Here is a 16,626-nt window from a genome sequence, read left to right on the forward strand (position 1 = left end):
ATCAGCCGTTTGTGTTGGCCGGGGTGGAAGCCGGATACCACCGCCCGTCGCCACGGCTCTCATAAGGGGCGGCCACCTCGATCAGCACGCCATGCGCGCTTTTCGGGCCGACCCAGCCCCATTCCTGCCATGTCATGTCCGGGTCGCGGTTGGTCGTCCCGTCGCCCAGCACCTGCATGCCTTCCGCCCGCAGCCGCGCCAGGCTGCCCGGAACGTCGGTGGTGGTGAAGCACAGATGATGCACATGTTCTCCCTTGGCGGCCAGCCGGTCGCCAAGGGGTGTGCCGGGTGCCGGCTGGATGAGCTGGATTTCCGTCGAATGGTTGGCGACGAAGGTCGCCCAGCGCATGTCCTGGTCGGCACCACTGGAAAAGCCGTCGTAACGCACGACCGGTTCCTTCAGGGCATCGGGGTCGAGCACGCGCAGAAGGGTGGTCCAGTCCGCGATGGCCTGGTCCAGGTCGCGGACCAGAAGGCAGACATGGGCGAAGGGGCCGCTGGGCATGGGGGTTCCTCAGATTTCCGGTGTATCGGGCTTGCTGTCAGGGGGGCGGCAGGATCACGGCCCGGCCCTGGATGATGGGGCGGTCGCCGTCGGCGGTCAGCCAGACGTCGCAGATGGCCTGCCGCCCGTCGGTCTCCACGACCCGCCCACCGGCTGTCAGCCGGTCACCGTCATAGGCATTGTCGACGAAGCGGCTTTCCAGCGACGCGATCCGCGCACCGGGAAAGGCGCCCGCCAGCATGTTGATGATATAGGCCAGGTTGGCCGGCCCCTGGTTGATGACCCGGTCGCCCAACCCCCTGGCCCTGACGAAATCGGGGTCCAGATGGATGGGGTTCGGGTCGCGCAGATACAGCGCCCAGTCACACATGGTCCGGGCGCTGACGGTGACGGTGAAGGCGGGCAATTCGCTGCCCACGGTGGGTGGGGGCATGGTCATGACAGCAGCTCCCGGCGCGGCAGCACCCAGACATTGGTGGCTTCCAGCACGACCGTGCCATCGGGGCCGTGCAGGCGAAGGCGATATTCCAGCATGTCCATCAGGCCCAGCTTGCGGCTGGGCTTGCGGGTCAGGCCGATGATCTCCCCCGTGACGCGGTAGGCCACGCCCGTGCGCAGCGCATCCTGGAAATCGACCCGCGAACTGGCCATCATCGGCCCCTGTTCGATATCGAAATCGCACAGGGCGCAAAGGCCGGCGACGGTCTGGCCCATGGCCACCTGGGTCGCGATGTAATAATAGGCCGGATGGGCCGTGCCATCGGTGGCCGGCTCCACGCCCGTGGACCGGCACAGGGCCGCGTTTTCAGCCTTGTCGATGACATAGGTGCCGTCACCGTCCAGCCTGTGGCCGGCAACGGGCGGGGCGGGGGGATAGGTCATCATGAACCTCCGTATGAACCTCCGTGGCTGGCGGGTCGGGCCTGACCGCTGCCGGCGCCGCTGGCGATCATCAGGCAGTTGGAAAGCCCGCCATCGACGGGCAGGTCGATGCCGGTGATCTGCCCCGCATGGGGCCCCAGCAGGAACAGGATGGCGTTGGCCACGTCGGTGGCCGTGCCCAGCTTGCGTAGGGGGATGCCGGCTTCACGCTGCGCCCGCCGCTGCGGGTCGGCATAGCCGGCGGCCGTCATGGGCGTCAGGGTCGGACCGGGCGACACGCAATTGCAGCGGATGCCGTCCGGCCCCCATTCGACCGATAATTGCCGCACCAGCATCAGCAGGGCCGCCTTGGCCGGGGCATAGGCGCCCAGCGCGGGCGTGGGCTGCGTGGCGGAAATGGAACCGGTGGCGACCATGGCACCCCGGCTTGCCTTCAGATGGGGATGGGCGGTGCGGGCCAGCAGCCAGACGGCCCGTGTATTGACGGCGAACAGCCGGTCGTAATCCTCTGTGCCCATGTCGGTCAGGCCGCCGCCGGCGATCATGCCGGCATTGGCGACCAGCCCGTCAATGCCGCCCATATGGGCCAGGGCGGTGACCATGATGCGATCCGCGCTGTCCGCGGCCGCGACATCGATGGCCAGCGTGGCGGCAGCCGGGCCGATTTCATCGGCCAGCGCCGCCAGCCCGTCCCTGTCGCGATCCACCAGCAGGAAACGATGGTCGCCGCGGATCAGGTCCTGATCCAGAAGCCGTTCGGCGGTGGCGCGGCCGATGCCGTTGGCCGCGCCCGTGATGATGACACGCATGGTTCCGGTCCCCGCCGTCAGTCGTTCAGGTCCAATTCGCGCATCAGCGCGGTGCGCAGCTTGAATTTCTGGATCTTGGAAGCCGACATGGGCCATTGCGGCACGAACTCGCCGATGAAGCGGATGTGGCGCGGCACCTTGAAGCCCGCCAGTTGCTGGCGGACGAAGCCCGTCAGCTCTTCCGCGGTGACCGTGCTGTCGGGTGTCCGCTCGATGAAGGCGGCGGGTATCTCGACCAGCCTCGCATCGGGCAGGCCCACCACCTGGGCAAGCTGCACCGCAGGGTGACGGGCCAGCACGGCCTCTATCTCCGCCGCGGCCACGTTCTCGCCGCCGACCTTTAGCATCTCCTTGAACCGGCCATGGAACATCACATGCCCATGGTCGTCCAGCGACCCGATGTCGCCGGAATGATACCAGCCGTCCGCGTCCAGAACCTGCGCCGTCTTGTCCGGGTCCTTGTAATAGCCATCGAACAGGCTGTAGCCGCGCACCAGGATTTCGCCATGCCGTCCCTCCGGCAGGTCCTGACCGGTTTCGGCATCTGTGATGCGGATTTCCACGCCGGGCAGGGCGAAGCCCAGCCGCTGGAAACCCAGTTCCGGTTCCATGGAGAACCCGCCGGTGGAGGCGATGCCGCTGGTCTCCGTCATGCCATAGGTGCCGCACTGCAGGGCGTTCGGCATCTTCCGCCGGTAAACGGCCCCCACCGCCTCCGGCATCATCACGAAACAGCTATTCATCAGCCGGACGCAGGACATGTCCGTATCCTCGAAGTCGGGATGCGCGATCATGGCCTGATGGAAGGTGACGAAGGGCAGGAAGACCATGGTCGGCCTTTCCTCCCGGATCTGACGCAGGCTGGCCCCGGCCTCGAAATGCGGCAGCCCGATGAAGGTGCCCGTGGCATCGATGGCCAGCAGCAGACCCGACAGGGCGGCGATGTGGAACAGGGGCAGCGGCGACCACATGCGGTCCCGGCCGGTGAAGCCCCAGCGATAGCGGCCCAGGTTCGCCGCCTCTCGCACGATGGCCTCGTGGCTCAGCAGGCAGCCCTTCGGATTGGCAGACGTGCCGGACGTGTAAAGGATCATGCAGGTGTCGCGCACCCGCACGCAGAGCCTGGCATGATGGATCGTCCGTTCCGCCACGCCGTCGATTCCGGCCTCAAACCGGGCCGCATCGATGAAGCCGGGAACCGGTCCCGTCTTTCCCGTCAGCACGATGCGCCGCAGATGCGGCGTGTCGGGCAGTGACAGGGCGGCGGCATCCACAGCATCCGCCAGCCCCGGAAAGGCTTCGCGCAGCCGGGCCGTGAAATCCACCTGCTCGGGCGTGTCCGCCGTGGTCAGGATGGTCGTCAGATCAGCATTGGCGGCGACATAGGCCAGTTCGGCCGGCCGGTAGCGGGCGTTCATCAGCACACTGACCCCGCCGCACAGGGCCACGGCGAAAAGGTCGGTCACCAGATCGATGCCCGACGGATAGAGAAGCCCCACATGCTGACGCGGGCGCACGCCCAGCGCCCACAGACCGCGTGCCCGCCGCATGACCCGCCCCGCCAACGCGGCATAGGTCAGCCGCGCATCTGGAAATACCAGGGCTTCCTTGTCCGGTGCCCGGTCGCATGCGCCCAGCAGCAGGTCGCCCAGCGTTGTCGCCGACACCCGCATCAGGGCCAGATCCTCACCCGTCCGTTCCACTGCCGTTCCACTCCCTTGCACGACATTCTTGATCATGGCGTGACGATGCCGGGCCGGAACGCGGTTTCCACCTGTCCATCGATAGGTGTCCGGGTGGGGGTGGCATGGGAAGACGGGGCATCTTCCCATTTCCGAATTGTGGACCGATCACGATGGAAGCTTTCATCTATGATCATGTGCGCACGCCGCGCGGCCGGGGACGGCCCGACGGGTCGCTGCACGAGATCACGGCCGTCGAGTTGCTGACCCAGATCCTGCGGAGCCTGCGCGACCGCAACGGCCTGGACACAGGCCTTCTGGACGATGTCGTCATCGGCTGTGCCCAGCCGGTCGGTGAACAGGGCGGCGTCATCGCCCGTGCCGCCGTTCTGAACGCCGGTTATGCCCAGACGGTGGCCGGGCAGCAGATCCACCGCTTCTGTGCGTCGGGCCTGGAAGCCGTGAACAATGTCGCGGCCCAGGTGATGTCCGGCATGAGCCAGGCCGGCATCGGCGGCGGCGTGGAAAGCATGAGCCGGGTATTCATGGGTGCCGACAGCGGCGCCTGGAGCGCTGATCCGCGCGTCGCCTACCACAATTACTTCATCCCGCAGGGCATCGGCGCCGACATGATCGCGACGCTGGACGGTTTCAGCCGCACCCAGGTCGATGCCTATGCCCTGGAAAGCCAGCGGCGTGCCGCGCAGTCCTGGCGGGAGGGGCGCTTCACCCGCTCCATCATCCCCGTCACCGATGTGCTGGGAGAGGTGGTGCTGGACCGCGACGAATATCCGCGTCCCGACACGACGCTGGAGGGGCTGGGCGCCCTGAAGCCGGCCTTCACCGGCCTGGCGGCGCTGGGGTTCGACCAGGTGGCGCTGGCCCGCTATCCGCAGATCGAGGCCCTGGCCCATGTCCATACCGGCGGCAATTCATCGGGCATCGTGGATGGTTCGGGGGCCGTGCTGGTGGGCTCGGACGCCTTTGGGAAGAAGGCGGGGCTGACGCCCCGTGCGCGTATCCGCGGCTTCGCCTCCATCGGGTCGGAACCGTCGATCATGCTGACCGCGCCGGCCGCCGTCAGCGAAAAGGCGCTGAAGAATTGCGGCATGCAGAAGGGCGATATCGACCTGTTCGAATTGAACGAGGCGTTTGCCAGCGTCGTGCTGCGCTACATGCAGGTCATGGATATTCCGCATGACCGGATCAATGTCTGTGGTGGCGCCATCGCGCTGGGCCATCCGCTGGGGGCCACGGGCGCCATGATCCTGGGCACGGCGCTGGACGAGCTGGAGCGTCGCGGCCAGCAGACAGCCCTGGTCACCCTGTGCGCCGGCAACGGCCTGGGCACGGCTACCATCATCGAACGGGTGTGAAGCCATGAACATGCGTCATATTTCCATCGCAAAGGGTGCCGATGGCATCGCCGTCCTGTCGCTCGACAATGCTGATGAAAGCGTGAACCTCGTCTCTGCGTCCTGGCTGGCGGAGATGGAGCAGGCCATCGCCGACCTGACCGCCGATGCCGCCGTGACAGGGGTCATCCTGACATCCGCCAAAAAGGGTTTCATGGCCGGTGCGGACCTGAAGCTTCTGGTCGACGGGTTCGAGACCATGGACCGGCGTCAGGCCTATGCATTCAGCCAGCGGGCCACGGCCATGCACCGCGCCATCGAGAAAGGTGGCAAGCCCTGGGTCGCCGCCCTGAACGGGCTGGCGCTGGGCGGCGGGTTCGAACTGGCGCTGGCCTGCCATTACCGCATCCTGGTGGATGACAGGCGGGCCGTCGTCGGCCTGCCGGAGGTGAATGTGGGCCTGTTGCCGGGGTCCGGCGGCACGCAACGCCTGCTGCGCCTGGCTGGGGCGAGGGCGGCCGTGGACCTGTTGCTGTCGGGCCGGGCGGTCAAGCCGGACGAAGCACTGAGGCTGCGGATCGTGGACGAGGTGGTACCGGGCGCCGAACTGCTGGACGCGGCCCGGTCCTGGCTGCAATCGGGGCCCGACCCCGTGCGGGCTTGGGACCGCAAGGGGTATCAGGCGGCGGAGGCGCGGGGCGTGCTGGTGCCGGAAACGGCCGTCCTGTTCACGACGGCCACGGCCGGCGCGGCCAAGGCCGGGCGCAACCTGCCCGCACCCATCGCCATCCTGTCCTGCGTGTTCGAAGGCATGCAACTGCCCTTCGACCGTGCCTTGTCGGTGGAATCCAAATATTTCGCGCGCCTGCTGACCGATCCCGTGGCCCGTAACATCATCCGCACCAGTTTCCTGTCGAAACAGGCGGCGGAACGCGGCCTGCGCCGGCCGGCCGGCGTGCCGCCGTCGCGGGTGGCCAAGGTCGGCGTGCTGGGGGCCGGCATGATGGGGGCCGGCATCGCCCTCGTGTCGGCCCAGGCAGGGATCGACGTGGTGTTGATCGACCGCACGTCCGAACTGGCCGAAAAGGGCAGGGGCCATGCCGCCGGAGTGCTGGCGCGGGAGGTGGAGAAGGGACGGCGCACCGCCACCGATGCTGCTGCCATCCTGGCCCGCATCCACGCCACGACCGATTTCGCCGGCCTGGACGGTGTGGATCTGGTGGTGGAGGCCGTGTTCGAGGATACCGCCGTGAAGGCTGCGACGACGGCAAAGGCCGAAGCCGTGATCCCGGCCGGTGCGATCTTCGCCTCCAACACCTCCACCCTGCCCATCACGCAACTGGCCGAGGCATCGGCGCGGCCGGAGCAGTTCATCGGACTGCATTTCTTCTCGCCCGTCGAACGGATGGGGCTGGTGGAAGTGATCATGGGCCGGCGCACCAGCCCCGAAACGCTGGCCAGGGCGCTGGATTTCGTGGCGCAGTTGCGCAAGACGCCGATTGTCGTCAATGACAGCCGCGGCTTCTATACCAGCCGTGTCTTCCAGACCTTCATCCATGAAGGGGCGGCGATGCTGGCCGAGGGCGTGCCCCCGGCGGTGATCGAGAATGCAGCGCGTGCCGCCGGCATGCCCGTCGGACCGTTGGCCCTGCTGGACGAGGTCACGCTCGACCTGCCGCTGAAGATCGTGGACCAGACGATCGCGGAGGAAGGTGACCGCTATACCCCGCCGCCCGGCGTACCGGTCCTGCGCCACATGCGTGACGTGCTGGGGCGCGGCGGCCGCAAGGCAGGCGGCGGCTTCTATGAATATCCGGCCGGCGGGCGCAAGCATTTGTGGCCCGGTCTTGCCGGGCATTTCCCCGCCCGCAGCGACGTGGATGGGGCGCAGTTGACGCGCCGCTTCCTTTATATCCAGGCCATGGAAACGGCCCGCTGTCTGGAAGAAGGGGTGCTGATCACGCCACAGGATGCCGACCTTGGCGCCGTCTATGGCTGGGGCTTTCCGTTATGGACCGGTGGCACCCTGTCCTATATCGACACGGTCGGCATCGAGGTGTTCGTGGCGGAGGCGGACCGGCTGGCCCAGGCCCATGGCCCGCGCTATGCCCCGTCGGCCTGGCTGCGGCAACGGGCGGCCAGGGGCGAGGGGTTCTATCCGCCGGCGGGGGCAACGCCATGCGCCGCCTGATCTTCCTGCCCGAACATGACCAGTTCCGCGACAGCGCCCGGCGCTTTTTCCAGAAGGAGGTGGCCCCGCATGCGGAGCGCTGGCGCGCCCAGGGCCATGTGGACCGGGACATCTACCGCAAGGCCGGCGCGGCGGGTCTTCTGCTTACCTGGGCGGAGGAAGGGTTCGGCGGTTCCGGCATCACCGATTTCCGGTTCGAGCAGATCATCATCGAGGAGAACATCATCCATGGTGAGATCGGTTTCTACATCAACCTGCATTCCAACCTGGTTGCCCCCTATATCGATGCGTTGGGCACCCAGGAGCAGCGGCAGCGCCTGCTGCCCGCTTGTGTCAGCGGGGATCGCATCCTGGCCATCGCCATGACGGAACCGGGCGCCGGCTCCGATCTGGCCGGCATGCGCACCCGGGCGGAGGACAAGGGTGACCATTGGCTGCTGAACGGGGCGAAGACCTATATCTCCAACGGCATCCTGGCCGATCTGGTCATCGTTGCGGCCCGCACCGTACCGGACCGCAAGCATGGGTTGGGCCTGTTCATGGTGGAAGCCGGGATGGAAGGTTTCGCCCGCGGCCAGCGGTTGAAGAAGATGGGGCTGCATGCGCAGGACACCGCGGAACTGTTCTTCCACGACGTGAAGGTGCCCAAGGCCAATGTGCTGGGGGACGCGACGCAGGGCTTCTTCTACCTGACCCGTTTCCTGGCCAAGGAACGGATGGTGGCGGCCATCGGCTCGCTGGCGGCGGCGCAGGCGGCCTTCGACCTGACGCTGGACTATGTCAAGGAACGCCGCGCCTTCGGTCGGCCCATCGGTGCCTTTCAGAACAGCCGGTTCGTCCTGGCGGGTCTGAGGGCGGAAATCGACGCCATCCAGACCTTCATCGACCAGTGCGTGATGCTGCTGAACGACGGCGCCCTGGCGCCGGAGGAGGCGGCCGAATGTAAGCTGCTGGCGACGGAACTGGAAGGGCGGGTGGTTGATGCCTGCGTACAGCTCCACGGCGGCGCCGGCTATATGGAGGAATACCGGATCAGCCGGCTTTTCACCGATGCCCGCGTGTCGCGCATCTTCGCCGGGTCCAGCGAGATCATGAAGGAAATCATCGGCCGGGGCCTTGGCCTGGACGAACGCAAGATGGGGTAGGGCCATCGGCCACCTTTCCCCTTGAGACAATAAAATCCCCGAGGAGCTTTCACATGGATTTCAATCTTCCCGAGGAATACCGCGCCTTCCGCGATGGCGTGCGGCGCTGGGTCGATACCGAGGTGCCGAAAAGCTGGGCCCGCGACCTGGAGAAGGACGAGCATCATTATCCCTACGCGCTTTGGGACAAGTTCACGCAAGCCGGCTTCCACGGCGTGGGCATACCGGAGGCATTCGACGGCCAGGGCGGCGATGTGCTGATGCAGATGCTGTTGGCCCGCGAACTGGCCCGTTCGCTGGGCGGCCTGGCCTGGATCTGGGGCATCACCTCCTTCGCAGGGTCCAAGTCGATCGGTCTTTACGGCAGTGAGGCGCAGAAGAAGAAATATCTGCCCCTGATCGCCACCGGACAGTTGAAGGCGGCCATCGCCTTCACCGAACCTTCCGGCGGCACCGACCTGCTGGGCGGCATGCGCACCAGTGCGGAACGGGTGGAAGGCGGCTGGAAGCTGAACGGGGAGAAGATCTGGAGTTCGTCGGCCCATGTCGCCGACTATCTGCTGGTCATCGCGCGCACGGACAGGAACGTCACCAAGAAACACCAGGGGCTGACCCTTTTCTGGGTGCCGGCCAAGACGGAGGGCGTGACCATAACGCCGCTGGCCAAGCTGGGCATGCGGTCCATGGGGTCCTGCACGGTGCATTTCAACGATGCCTTCGTGGCGGATGAGAACGTGCTGGGGGAGCCCGACAAGGCCTGGTACATGCTGCTGCCGACACTGAACAACGAACGCATCATGGTCGGCGCCTTTTGCCTGGGCGTCATCGATGGCGTGCTGGAGGATGCGCTGGATTATGCCAGACAGCGTAATGCCTTCGGTCGTCCCATCGGCAGTTTCCAGGCCATACAGCATTATATCGCCGACGTGGCGACCATGCAGGTGACCACCGAACTGATGCTGCATTACTGCGCCTGGAAGCAGGCATCCGGACAGCCGGTGGGCAACGAGGCGAACATGCTGAAGCTGATCGCATCGGAGAATGCCAACAAGGCGGCCGACCTGGGCATCCAGATTCTGGGGGGCATGGGCTATTCGGCGGAAACCGACATGCAGCGCTATTGGCGCGACAGCCGCCTGTGGCGCATCGGACCCATCACGAACGAGATGGTGCGCAATGGACTGGCCGAAAGCCTCGGCCTGCCCCGATCCTTCTGACGGGGGACGGGCCATGGGACCGCTTCGCCTTCATTACGGGGGGGGGGGGCGGGACGCGGCATCGGCCGCGCCATCACCCTGGGACGGGCCGGCACGCCCGACGATGCGGCCGGTGCCGTCTATCTCATCTGCCTGCCCGAAGCCGGTTACATCACCGGCCAGCTGATTACCTGTCGCGGCGGCTACACACTATGGAATGCCGTTCCGATAGGGGGTACCCTATCCTTGGATAGGGGCCGAACGACGTGGCGGAACATAGATTGACCCCATGTTCCCGCCCAAGCAGGGAAAGGCCATGCCCGAGATCATGATCGTGATGCGCAGTGGCGAAACCCGCCCCGTTGACGGGGCGGAGGGGCAGTCGGTGATGCTGGCTGCCCGCGATGCCGGGATCGATGAGCTTGAAGGGTTTTGCGGCGGATGCTGCGCCTGTGCAAGCTGCCATGTCTATGTCGATCCGGCCTTCGCCGGCCGCTTGCCGCCCATCGGAGCGGACGAGGATGAGTTGCTGGAGGGTTCCGGCCATCGCCGACCCCATTCCCGCCTGTCCTGCCAGTTGTCCATGACGGATGCCCTGGCCGGTCTGCGCCTGACCGTCGCGCCGGAAGGCTGACGGGCACCGCCATCTGAAGAGGAAGAGGGAGAAAAGGCACAGCGGACAGCACGAAACAAAAAGTTCACACCCCAACACAACAACAAAAACCGTGTGGCATTGGGAGGAGGAAGAACATGGGCATCATTCCCACTTTGGTCGGATCGGCGCGGTTGCGCAGCGGGCCGCTGGTCAGACGTTCCCGTCTGGATGCGCTGCTGGATGGCGTGGACGCATCCCGTGTCACGCTGGTGCAGGCGCCGGCGGGCTATGGCAAGACCACCGTTCTGCGCTTCTGGGGCGAGGCACTGCGCCACCGTGGCCGACCCGTCCTGTGGCTGGCTGCGCGGGCCGGAATGGCGCGGCCGGAGGACATGTGGTCCTGGCTGTGGATGGCCGCCACGCGGGCGGGCCTGGACTGGCCCGCCTTCGGGCTGGACAGCCCGATGGATGAACTGCTGGCCCATCTTGTCACCGATGGCGGCCCCTATCCCGTCCTGATCCTGGATGATGCCCACCTGCTGCCGCCCGATGCTTTGCTGGTTGTGGAGCGGATCATTGCCAGCGCGCGCGACGCCCTGACCACGATCATCAGCGCGCGCGGCCGCAACAAGGTGCCCGTCGCCCGCTTGCGGTCCCTGGGTATGCTGCTGGAGGTGGGGCCGGCCGATCTGCGGTTCACACCGACGGAGATCGCTGATTGGCAGGCAGCCATCGCAGAGGCCACGGCCGGGAGCACAGGTGTGGATGCCGATGCGGATACCGTCGCCGCCCCCCTGATGGCACGGGCCGGCGGCTGGGCCGGCGGGCTTGTCATGGGCCAGCGGGTGACCGGCATCGATGCGGCCGAGCGCTGGACCCGTTTCACGCTGGAGGTCGGCGACTATTTCGAGGAGGAGGTGCTGGCCGGCATCGATGGTGACCGTCGGGCCTTCCTGATCGACACGGCCGTCCTGGAGACATTGACGCCGGCGGCCTGTGACGCGGTGACGGGCCGTACCGACAGCCGCCATCTGCTGATGGAACTGGAGGCGGCGGGGCTGTTCGTGTCCCTGGTCGATATCGATGCGGCCCGTTACGCCCTGCACCCGCTGTTCCGCCACCTGTTGCGGCGGCGGCTGACGGAAGATGCGCCGGAACGGGCATCGGAGCTTCATCGCCGCGCCAGCCTTTATTTCGTGTCGCAGAACCAGCCTTTGCCGGCCATCGATCATGCCAGGTCCAGCGGTGATCTGGAATTCCTGGCCGAATGCCTGGAATCGGTGGCTGAATCGGCCACCTATGCGGGCCACCTCCTGCATCTGGACGAGGTGGCGAACGTCCTTTCCTGGCCGTTGCTGCAAGGTCGGCCCGTCCTGTTGCTGTCGCTTGCCTGGCGGCGCATCCGGGCCCTTGCCCTGGCGCCGGCCGAACAGATGATCGATGCCGCCGCCGCCTGCATCGATGCCCACGAGGCGGCGGGGACCATGCCTTCCCATCAGGTCACCCATCTGCGCCGGCTGGTCGAACACCGGTACATCACCATGGCGGCCGCACGTGACCAGATGGCGCTGGTGGAGGGCAGGGCACAGGCGCTGCTCGTCGAACTGGGGGACGATTATCCCTATCTCAGTTGCACCATGCTGGCCCAGCTCATGGCGGCGCGACGCGAACTCTACCATTTCCGCGACATCCTGAAGCTGGAGGCGGAGACGCGCCGCGCCCTGGAACAGCCCGGCGCGCGCTTCGCCTCCATCGCGCTGAAATCCTCGGTTGCCCCTACCTTCATGGTGCAGGGCAAGGTGGATGCGGCCCGGACCCTGCTGCGCGAGGCGCTGGACCTGGCGGAGGATTTCGCCGGCAAGGGGTCGGCCCTGGCCGCGCTGCCGGCCCTGCCGCTGGCCGAACTCCTCTATGATTGCGGGGATTTGTCGGAAGCCGACGATCTGGTGCGACGGCATCTGGGTCTGGCCCGCCAGCTTGGCTTCCTGGACCAGCTTGCGGCCGGCCATCTGGTCCATGCGCGGCTGCTGGCGGCGCGCGGCCAGGTGCCGGCGGCGCTGGCCGCGCTGGAGGAAACGCATCTGGTGGCCATCGAATGCGGCCTGGATCGGCTGCGCGCCTATGTGGTCGGTGAACAGGTGCGGCTGCTGTTGCGCGATGGCCAGCCGCACAAGGCCGCCGCGGCGTTCGAGGCCGGCGACCTGTCGCCGGAGGTGGAGCCGCTGCCGACCCTGAACCCGACCCGCCGGCAGGAGAGCATCGCCGTCGCCTGGCTGCGGCTGGAGATACAGAACCACCGGCTGGTTCGGGCGCGCAAGGTGGCCAAGCGCTGGAATGCCTTTGTGCGCCGGGCCGGTGCCGTGCGTTCCACAGTGGCCTTCGAACTGCTGCTGGCCCAGATCGCGCTGCTGGAGGGGGACCGGTCGGAGGCGCGCCGCGCCGTGCGGGAGGCCGTGACGCTGGCCGCCCCCGCGGGCTGGACCCGCATCTTCCTGGACGAGGGGGAGGCGGTGGGCACCCTGCTGGTCGATGCCTATGGTCATGGACCCGTCATGGATACGCCGGTCGACCGGTTCGCTGCCAGGCTGGCGGCATCCTTCACGGGCATCATCCCCTTCCTGGAGGAAGAGGACGAGGAGGAGGGGGACAGCCAGCCCAGCAGCCGCCTGTCCCGACGCGAACTGGAGGTGCTGACCATGGTCGGGGCCGGCCTGCGTAACAAGGAGATCGGCAACCGCCTCGGCCTGACGGAGGGGACGGTCAAATGGTACATGCAGCAGGTCTATGACAAGCTGGGTGTCCGCCGCCGGCCGCAGACCGTCATCAAGGCCCGGCAACTGGGTCTGATGGTATAGCTTCTGTTTTGTCACGGACCGGGGCCTGTGAGGTTCCCGGCCGGGCTGCCACCGGGGCTGGCGGGCGGGGCGGTGCATGCTCCCGGGGTGTAGAAGCTGGCCGGCTGCGCTTTATCCCGAAGCCCCCGCCGGCCTCCCTCTTCATGGAAAGGATTGTTCATGGCCGCTACCCATCCCGGCCCGCTGGCCGGGTTCCGTCTGGTGGAGATGGATGCCATCGGGCCGGTGCCGCTGGCTGCCACGCTTCTGGCCGATCTCGGCTGCGATGTGCTGCGCGTCGTCCGACCGCCGCATCCGGGGTCTGCGTGGGAGGATGTGGGCGGTGCCATCCTGCATCGCGGGCGGCATAGCCTGACACTCGACCTGAAATCCGAGGCGGGGCGCGATGCCGTGCTGACGCTGGTTGCCGGGGCGGATGCACTGATCGAAGGCTACCGGCCCGGCGTCATGGAACGCATGGGGCTGGGGCCCGAAGCCTGCCTTGCCCGCAATCCGCGGCTGGTCTATGGCCGCATGACGGGCTGGGGGCAGACGGGGCCGCTGGCGCCGCGCGCGGGGCACGATATCAACTATATCGCCGTCGCCGGCATTCTGCATGCCATCGGTCCGGCCGATGCGCCGCCGGTCGTGCCGCTGAACATCATCGGCGATTATGCCGGCGGGGCCATGTTCCTGGTGGCGGGCCTGCTGTCGGGCTTGTTGTCTGCCGCCCGCACGGGACGGGGCCAGGTGGTGGACGCCGCCATGACAGACGGGACCGCCCTGCTGGGCAGCCTGTTCCATGCCTTCCTGGCTACCGGCCAATGGCAGGACCGGCGGGAGGCCAATCTGCTGGACGGGGCGGCGCCCTTCTACCGTTGCTACGAATGTGCCGATGGCCGGCATGTCGCCGTGGGCGCGCTGGAGCCGCCCTTCTTCGCCCGGCTGCTGGCCGGGCTGGGGCTGCCCACGGGGCGGTTCGTGCAATATGACCAGGCTGGCTGGCCCGCCATGCGGGAGGTGTTCGCCGACATCTTCCGGACCCGCTCGCGTGATGCCTGGGCCCTGCATTTCGCGGATACCGATGCCTGCGTGTCACCGGTGCTGTCGCTGGCAGAGGCGCGCGACCATCCGCACAACCGGGCACGCGGCACATTCGTCACGCTGGATGGGGTGGCGCAGCCGGGGCCGGCCCCGCGCTTTTCCGGCACGCCGGGCGCGGTGCGGCCGGCCGGGGTCGACCTGTCGCTGCAAGCGGCCCTGGCCCGATGGTCCCTGTCGGCGGACAGGTGAAACCAAAGGGAGGGAAGGGCAGCCTGCTTCCGGAACCGTTCAGATATCAGGAGAAGTCATGCGTGCGATGGTCCTGCGCGCGGCCGATGGGCTGCAAGCCGCGAAACTGGAGGAAGTGCCCCTGCCCCTGCCCGCCGCGGGGGAGGTGCGGGTATCCCTGCGGGCCGCTTCGCTCAACCATCGTGAACTCTGGATCGCGCGCGGCCAATATCCGGGGATGAGCCTGCCGGCTACGCTGGGGGCGGACGGGGCCGGCATTATCGACGCCGTGGGGGATGGTGTGCCGGCGGACCGGATCGGGCAGCGGGTGCTGCTCTATCCGGGTCTGTGCTGGGGGGATGATCCCGCCCATCCGGCGCCGGCCTTCGGGCTGCTGGGCATGCCCGGGCCGGGTACGCTGGCCGACGCGGTGTGTGTGGCGGCCGCCAGTGCCGTGCCGTTGCCGCCGCACCTGGATTTCGCGCAGGCCGCCGCCGTGCCGCTGGCCGGCCTGACGGCCTGGCGCGGGCTGGTCACCAAGGCCGGGCTGAAGGCCGGTGACAGGCTGCTGATCACCGGTGTCGGTGGCGGGGTCGCCACCTTCGCCCTGCTGTTCGGTCTCGCCATGGGGGCGGAGGTCCATGTCACCTCCGGTTCAGACGCCACGCTGGAAAAGGCCATCGCCCTGGGGGCGAAGGCCGGCTTCAATTATCGCCAGGACGGCTGGGGCAAGGCGCTGGCGAAGCAGTCCGGCGGCATTGATGTCGTGTTCGACGGGGCGCCGGCCGCCGCCTATCCCGCCTATGGACGGGCGCTGGCCATGGGGGCCAGGATCGTCGTCTATGGGTCGACGGGCGGCATGTCCTTTCCCGTGAATGCGCCGGAACTGTTCTTGAAGAACCTGCGCCTGCTGGGCACCAATGTCGGCAACCCGGCCGAATTCGCAGCCATGGTGGCATTCATCGCGGCCCGGCGCCTGGTGCCCGTCATCGACCGGCATTTTCCCCTGGCCCGCGCGGGAGAGGCGCTGGCCGGACTGGAGACGGCGCACGGCTTCGGCAAGATCGTCATCGACATCGGGGAGGATTGAGGGATGGCCGTGGACCTGTTCAGCCTGCAGGGGCGGCGCGCCCTGGTGACGGGCGGTGCCCAGGGTCTGGGGCGCATGATCGCCGAAGGGCTTCTGCGGGCCGGGGCACAGGTGGCCATCACCTCGCGCAAGCCCGACATCTGTGCCCGTGCCGCCGATGAAATGTCGGTACTGGGTCCGTGCCTGGCCCTGCCGGCCGATCTGTCGACACCGGAGGCCGCCCAGGACCTGGCCACACGCTACCGCGAACGGGCGGACGGGCTGGACATCCTGGTCAACAATGCCGGCAAGACCTGGGGCGCCCCGCTGGAAAGCTTTCCCGACAAGGCATGGCCATCGGTCATGGCCGTCAATGTCCAGACGCCGTTCAAGCTGGTGCAGCAGTTCCTGCCCGAACTGACCGCCAGCGGGGCGGGCGGCGACCCGGCCCGCATCATCAATATCGGGTCCGTGGCCGGCGTGGCCATCGAGCCTTTGCAGGCCTATTCCTATGGTGCCAGCAAGGCCGCGATCCACCAGTTGAGCCGGCAGTTGGCCAAGGACCTGGCCAGCCGCAACATCACGGTGAACGCCGTGCTGCCGGGTTTCTTCCCCACTTCCATGACGGCCCATCTGCGGGATGATGAGCAGACGCCCAAGGGCCCGCTTCAGGGCCATATCCCGCTGGCCCGCCTGGGCCGGCCCGATGACATTGCCGGTATGGTCATCTTCCTGTGTTCGCGCGCTGGTGCCTATGTCACGGGGGCCGAGATGCCGGTCGATGGCGGCATCATCGGCTGCCGCTGATCCCTGCGCCCCCGTCGCCTGATCAACGTTGCGCCGGTTGTCGGCTGAAACGCCGGGACCCCAGCCGATTTGCCGACAAGGCCAGGGGATGAAGGCGGGGGCTGGTTCTCCGGCAACGGGGATATCAGCGCAGGGCGTCTGCGATTGCCTTGCCGCAAGTGACGGTATCCGCCGGTCCGCCGAGGTCGCGGGTGCGCAGATGCGGCTGGGCGAGGACGGTTTCGATGGCCGTTACGATGGCCGCCCCGGCCTGGTATTCGCCCAGATGGTCGAGCATCAGGGCA

14 protein-coding genes are annotated in these 16,626 nt (G+C 67.4%); 9 read left to right on the top strand and 5 right to left on the bottom strand.

The window, feature by feature from the left end; genetic code table 11:
- Window position 1: 1 nt before the first annotated feature.
- Genes ACM9LZ_RS20530 through ACM9LZ_RS20550 form a run of 5 tightly spaced genes read right to left on the bottom strand, consistent with a single transcriptional unit; the run spans window position 2 to window position 3,935 of the window.
- Window positions 2-505 (bottom strand): VOC family protein, encoded by a 504-nt coding sequence (locus ACM9LZ_RS20530; RefSeq protein ID WP_416621387.1) that lies wholly within the window; start codon window positions 503-505, stop codon window positions 2-4.
- Window positions 506-542: 37 nt separating this feature from the next.
- Window positions 543-944: a MaoC family dehydratase gene (locus ACM9LZ_RS20535; RefSeq protein ID WP_416621388.1), complete on the bottom strand. Its 402-nt coding sequence runs from the start codon at window positions 942-944 to the stop codon at window positions 543-545.
- On the bottom strand, window positions 941-1,390 hold the full coding sequence (locus tag ACM9LZ_RS20540) for a hypothetical protein (RefSeq protein WP_416621389.1): 450 nt from the start codon (window positions 1,388-1,390) through the stop codon (window positions 941-943). Before ACM9LZ_RS20540 ends, ACM9LZ_RS20535 begins: the two co-directional genes overlap by 4 nt.
- Window positions 1,387-2,196 carry an SDR family NAD(P)-dependent oxidoreductase gene (locus ACM9LZ_RS20545; RefSeq protein ID WP_416621390.1) on the bottom strand — a complete coding sequence of 270 codons (810 nt, stop codon included), beginning with the start codon at window positions 2,194-2,196 and terminating at the stop codon, window positions 1,387-1,389. The genes ACM9LZ_RS20540 and ACM9LZ_RS20545 overlap by 4 nt, the downstream gene beginning before the upstream one ends.
- Before the next feature lie 17 nt (window positions 2,197-2,213).
- Entirely contained in the window at window positions 2,214-3,935 is a 1,722-nt protein-coding gene (locus ACM9LZ_RS20550) for a class I adenylate-forming enzyme family protein (protein WP_416621391.1), read from the bottom strand.
- Window positions 3,936-4,051: 116 nt separating this feature from the next.
- On the opposite strand from ACM9LZ_RS20550, the gene ACM9LZ_RS20555 reads away from it, so the two are divergent.
- From ACM9LZ_RS20555 to ACM9LZ_RS20595, 9 genes are all read left to right on the top strand, one after another.
- A complete protein-coding gene (locus ACM9LZ_RS20555) occupies window positions 4,052-5,254 on the top strand; it encodes an acetyl-CoA C-acetyltransferase (protein ID WP_445376504.1) in 1,203 nt (400 codons plus the stop codon).
- 4 nt (window positions 5,255-5,258) lie between these two features.
- Window positions 5,259-7,424 carry a 3-hydroxyacyl-CoA dehydrogenase NAD-binding domain-containing protein gene (locus tag ACM9LZ_RS20560; RefSeq protein ID WP_416621392.1) on the top strand — a complete coding sequence of 722 codons (2,166 nt, stop codon included), beginning with the start codon at window positions 5,259-5,261 and terminating at the stop codon, window positions 7,422-7,424.
- A complete protein-coding gene (locus tag ACM9LZ_RS20565) occupies window positions 7,412-8,569 on the top strand; it encodes an acyl-CoA dehydrogenase family protein (RefSeq protein ID WP_416621393.1) in 1,158 nt (385 codons plus the stop codon). The genes ACM9LZ_RS20560 and ACM9LZ_RS20565 overlap by 13 nt, the downstream gene beginning before the upstream one ends.
- A 53-nt stretch (window positions 8,570-8,622) precedes the next feature.
- A complete protein-coding gene (locus tag ACM9LZ_RS20570; protein WP_416621394.1) occupies window positions 8,623-9,786 on the top strand; it encodes an acyl-CoA dehydrogenase family protein in 1,164 nt (387 codons plus the stop codon).
- Between the two features lie 295 nt (window positions 9,787-10,081).
- Window positions 10,082-10,399: a 2Fe-2S iron-sulfur cluster-binding protein gene (locus tag ACM9LZ_RS20575; RefSeq protein WP_416621395.1), complete on the top strand. Its 318-nt coding sequence runs from the start codon at window positions 10,082-10,084 to the stop codon at window positions 10,397-10,399.
- 116 nt (window positions 10,400-10,515) lie between these two features.
- A complete protein-coding gene (locus tag ACM9LZ_RS20580) occupies window positions 10,516-13,215 on the top strand; it encodes a winged helix-turn-helix domain-containing protein (protein ID WP_416621396.1) in 2,700 nt (899 codons plus the stop codon).
- 159 nt (window positions 13,216-13,374) lie between these two features.
- Window positions 13,375-14,487 (top strand): CaiB/BaiF CoA transferase family protein, encoded by a 1,113-nt coding sequence (locus ACM9LZ_RS20585; RefSeq protein WP_416621397.1) that lies wholly within the window; start codon window positions 13,375-13,377, stop codon window positions 14,485-14,487.
- A 58-nt stretch (window positions 14,488-14,545) separates the two neighbouring features.
- Window positions 14,546-15,556, top strand: a complete 1,011-nt coding sequence (locus ACM9LZ_RS20590) for a zinc-binding dehydrogenase (RefSeq protein ID WP_416621398.1) — start codon at window positions 14,546-14,548, stop codon at window positions 15,554-15,556.
- A gap of 3 nt (window positions 15,557-15,559) precedes the next feature.
- On the top strand, window positions 15,560-16,342 hold the full coding sequence (locus ACM9LZ_RS20595; protein ID WP_416621399.1) for an SDR family oxidoreductase: 783 nt from the start codon (window positions 15,560-15,562) through the stop codon (window positions 16,340-16,342).
- Window positions 16,343-16,626: the final 284 nt, after the last annotated feature.

Source organism: Niveispirillum fermenti (assembly GCF_048066175.1).
In the GTDB taxonomy this organism is placed as follows: Bacteria; Pseudomonadota; Alphaproteobacteria; order Azospirillales; family Azospirillaceae; genus Niveispirillum; species Niveispirillum fermenti.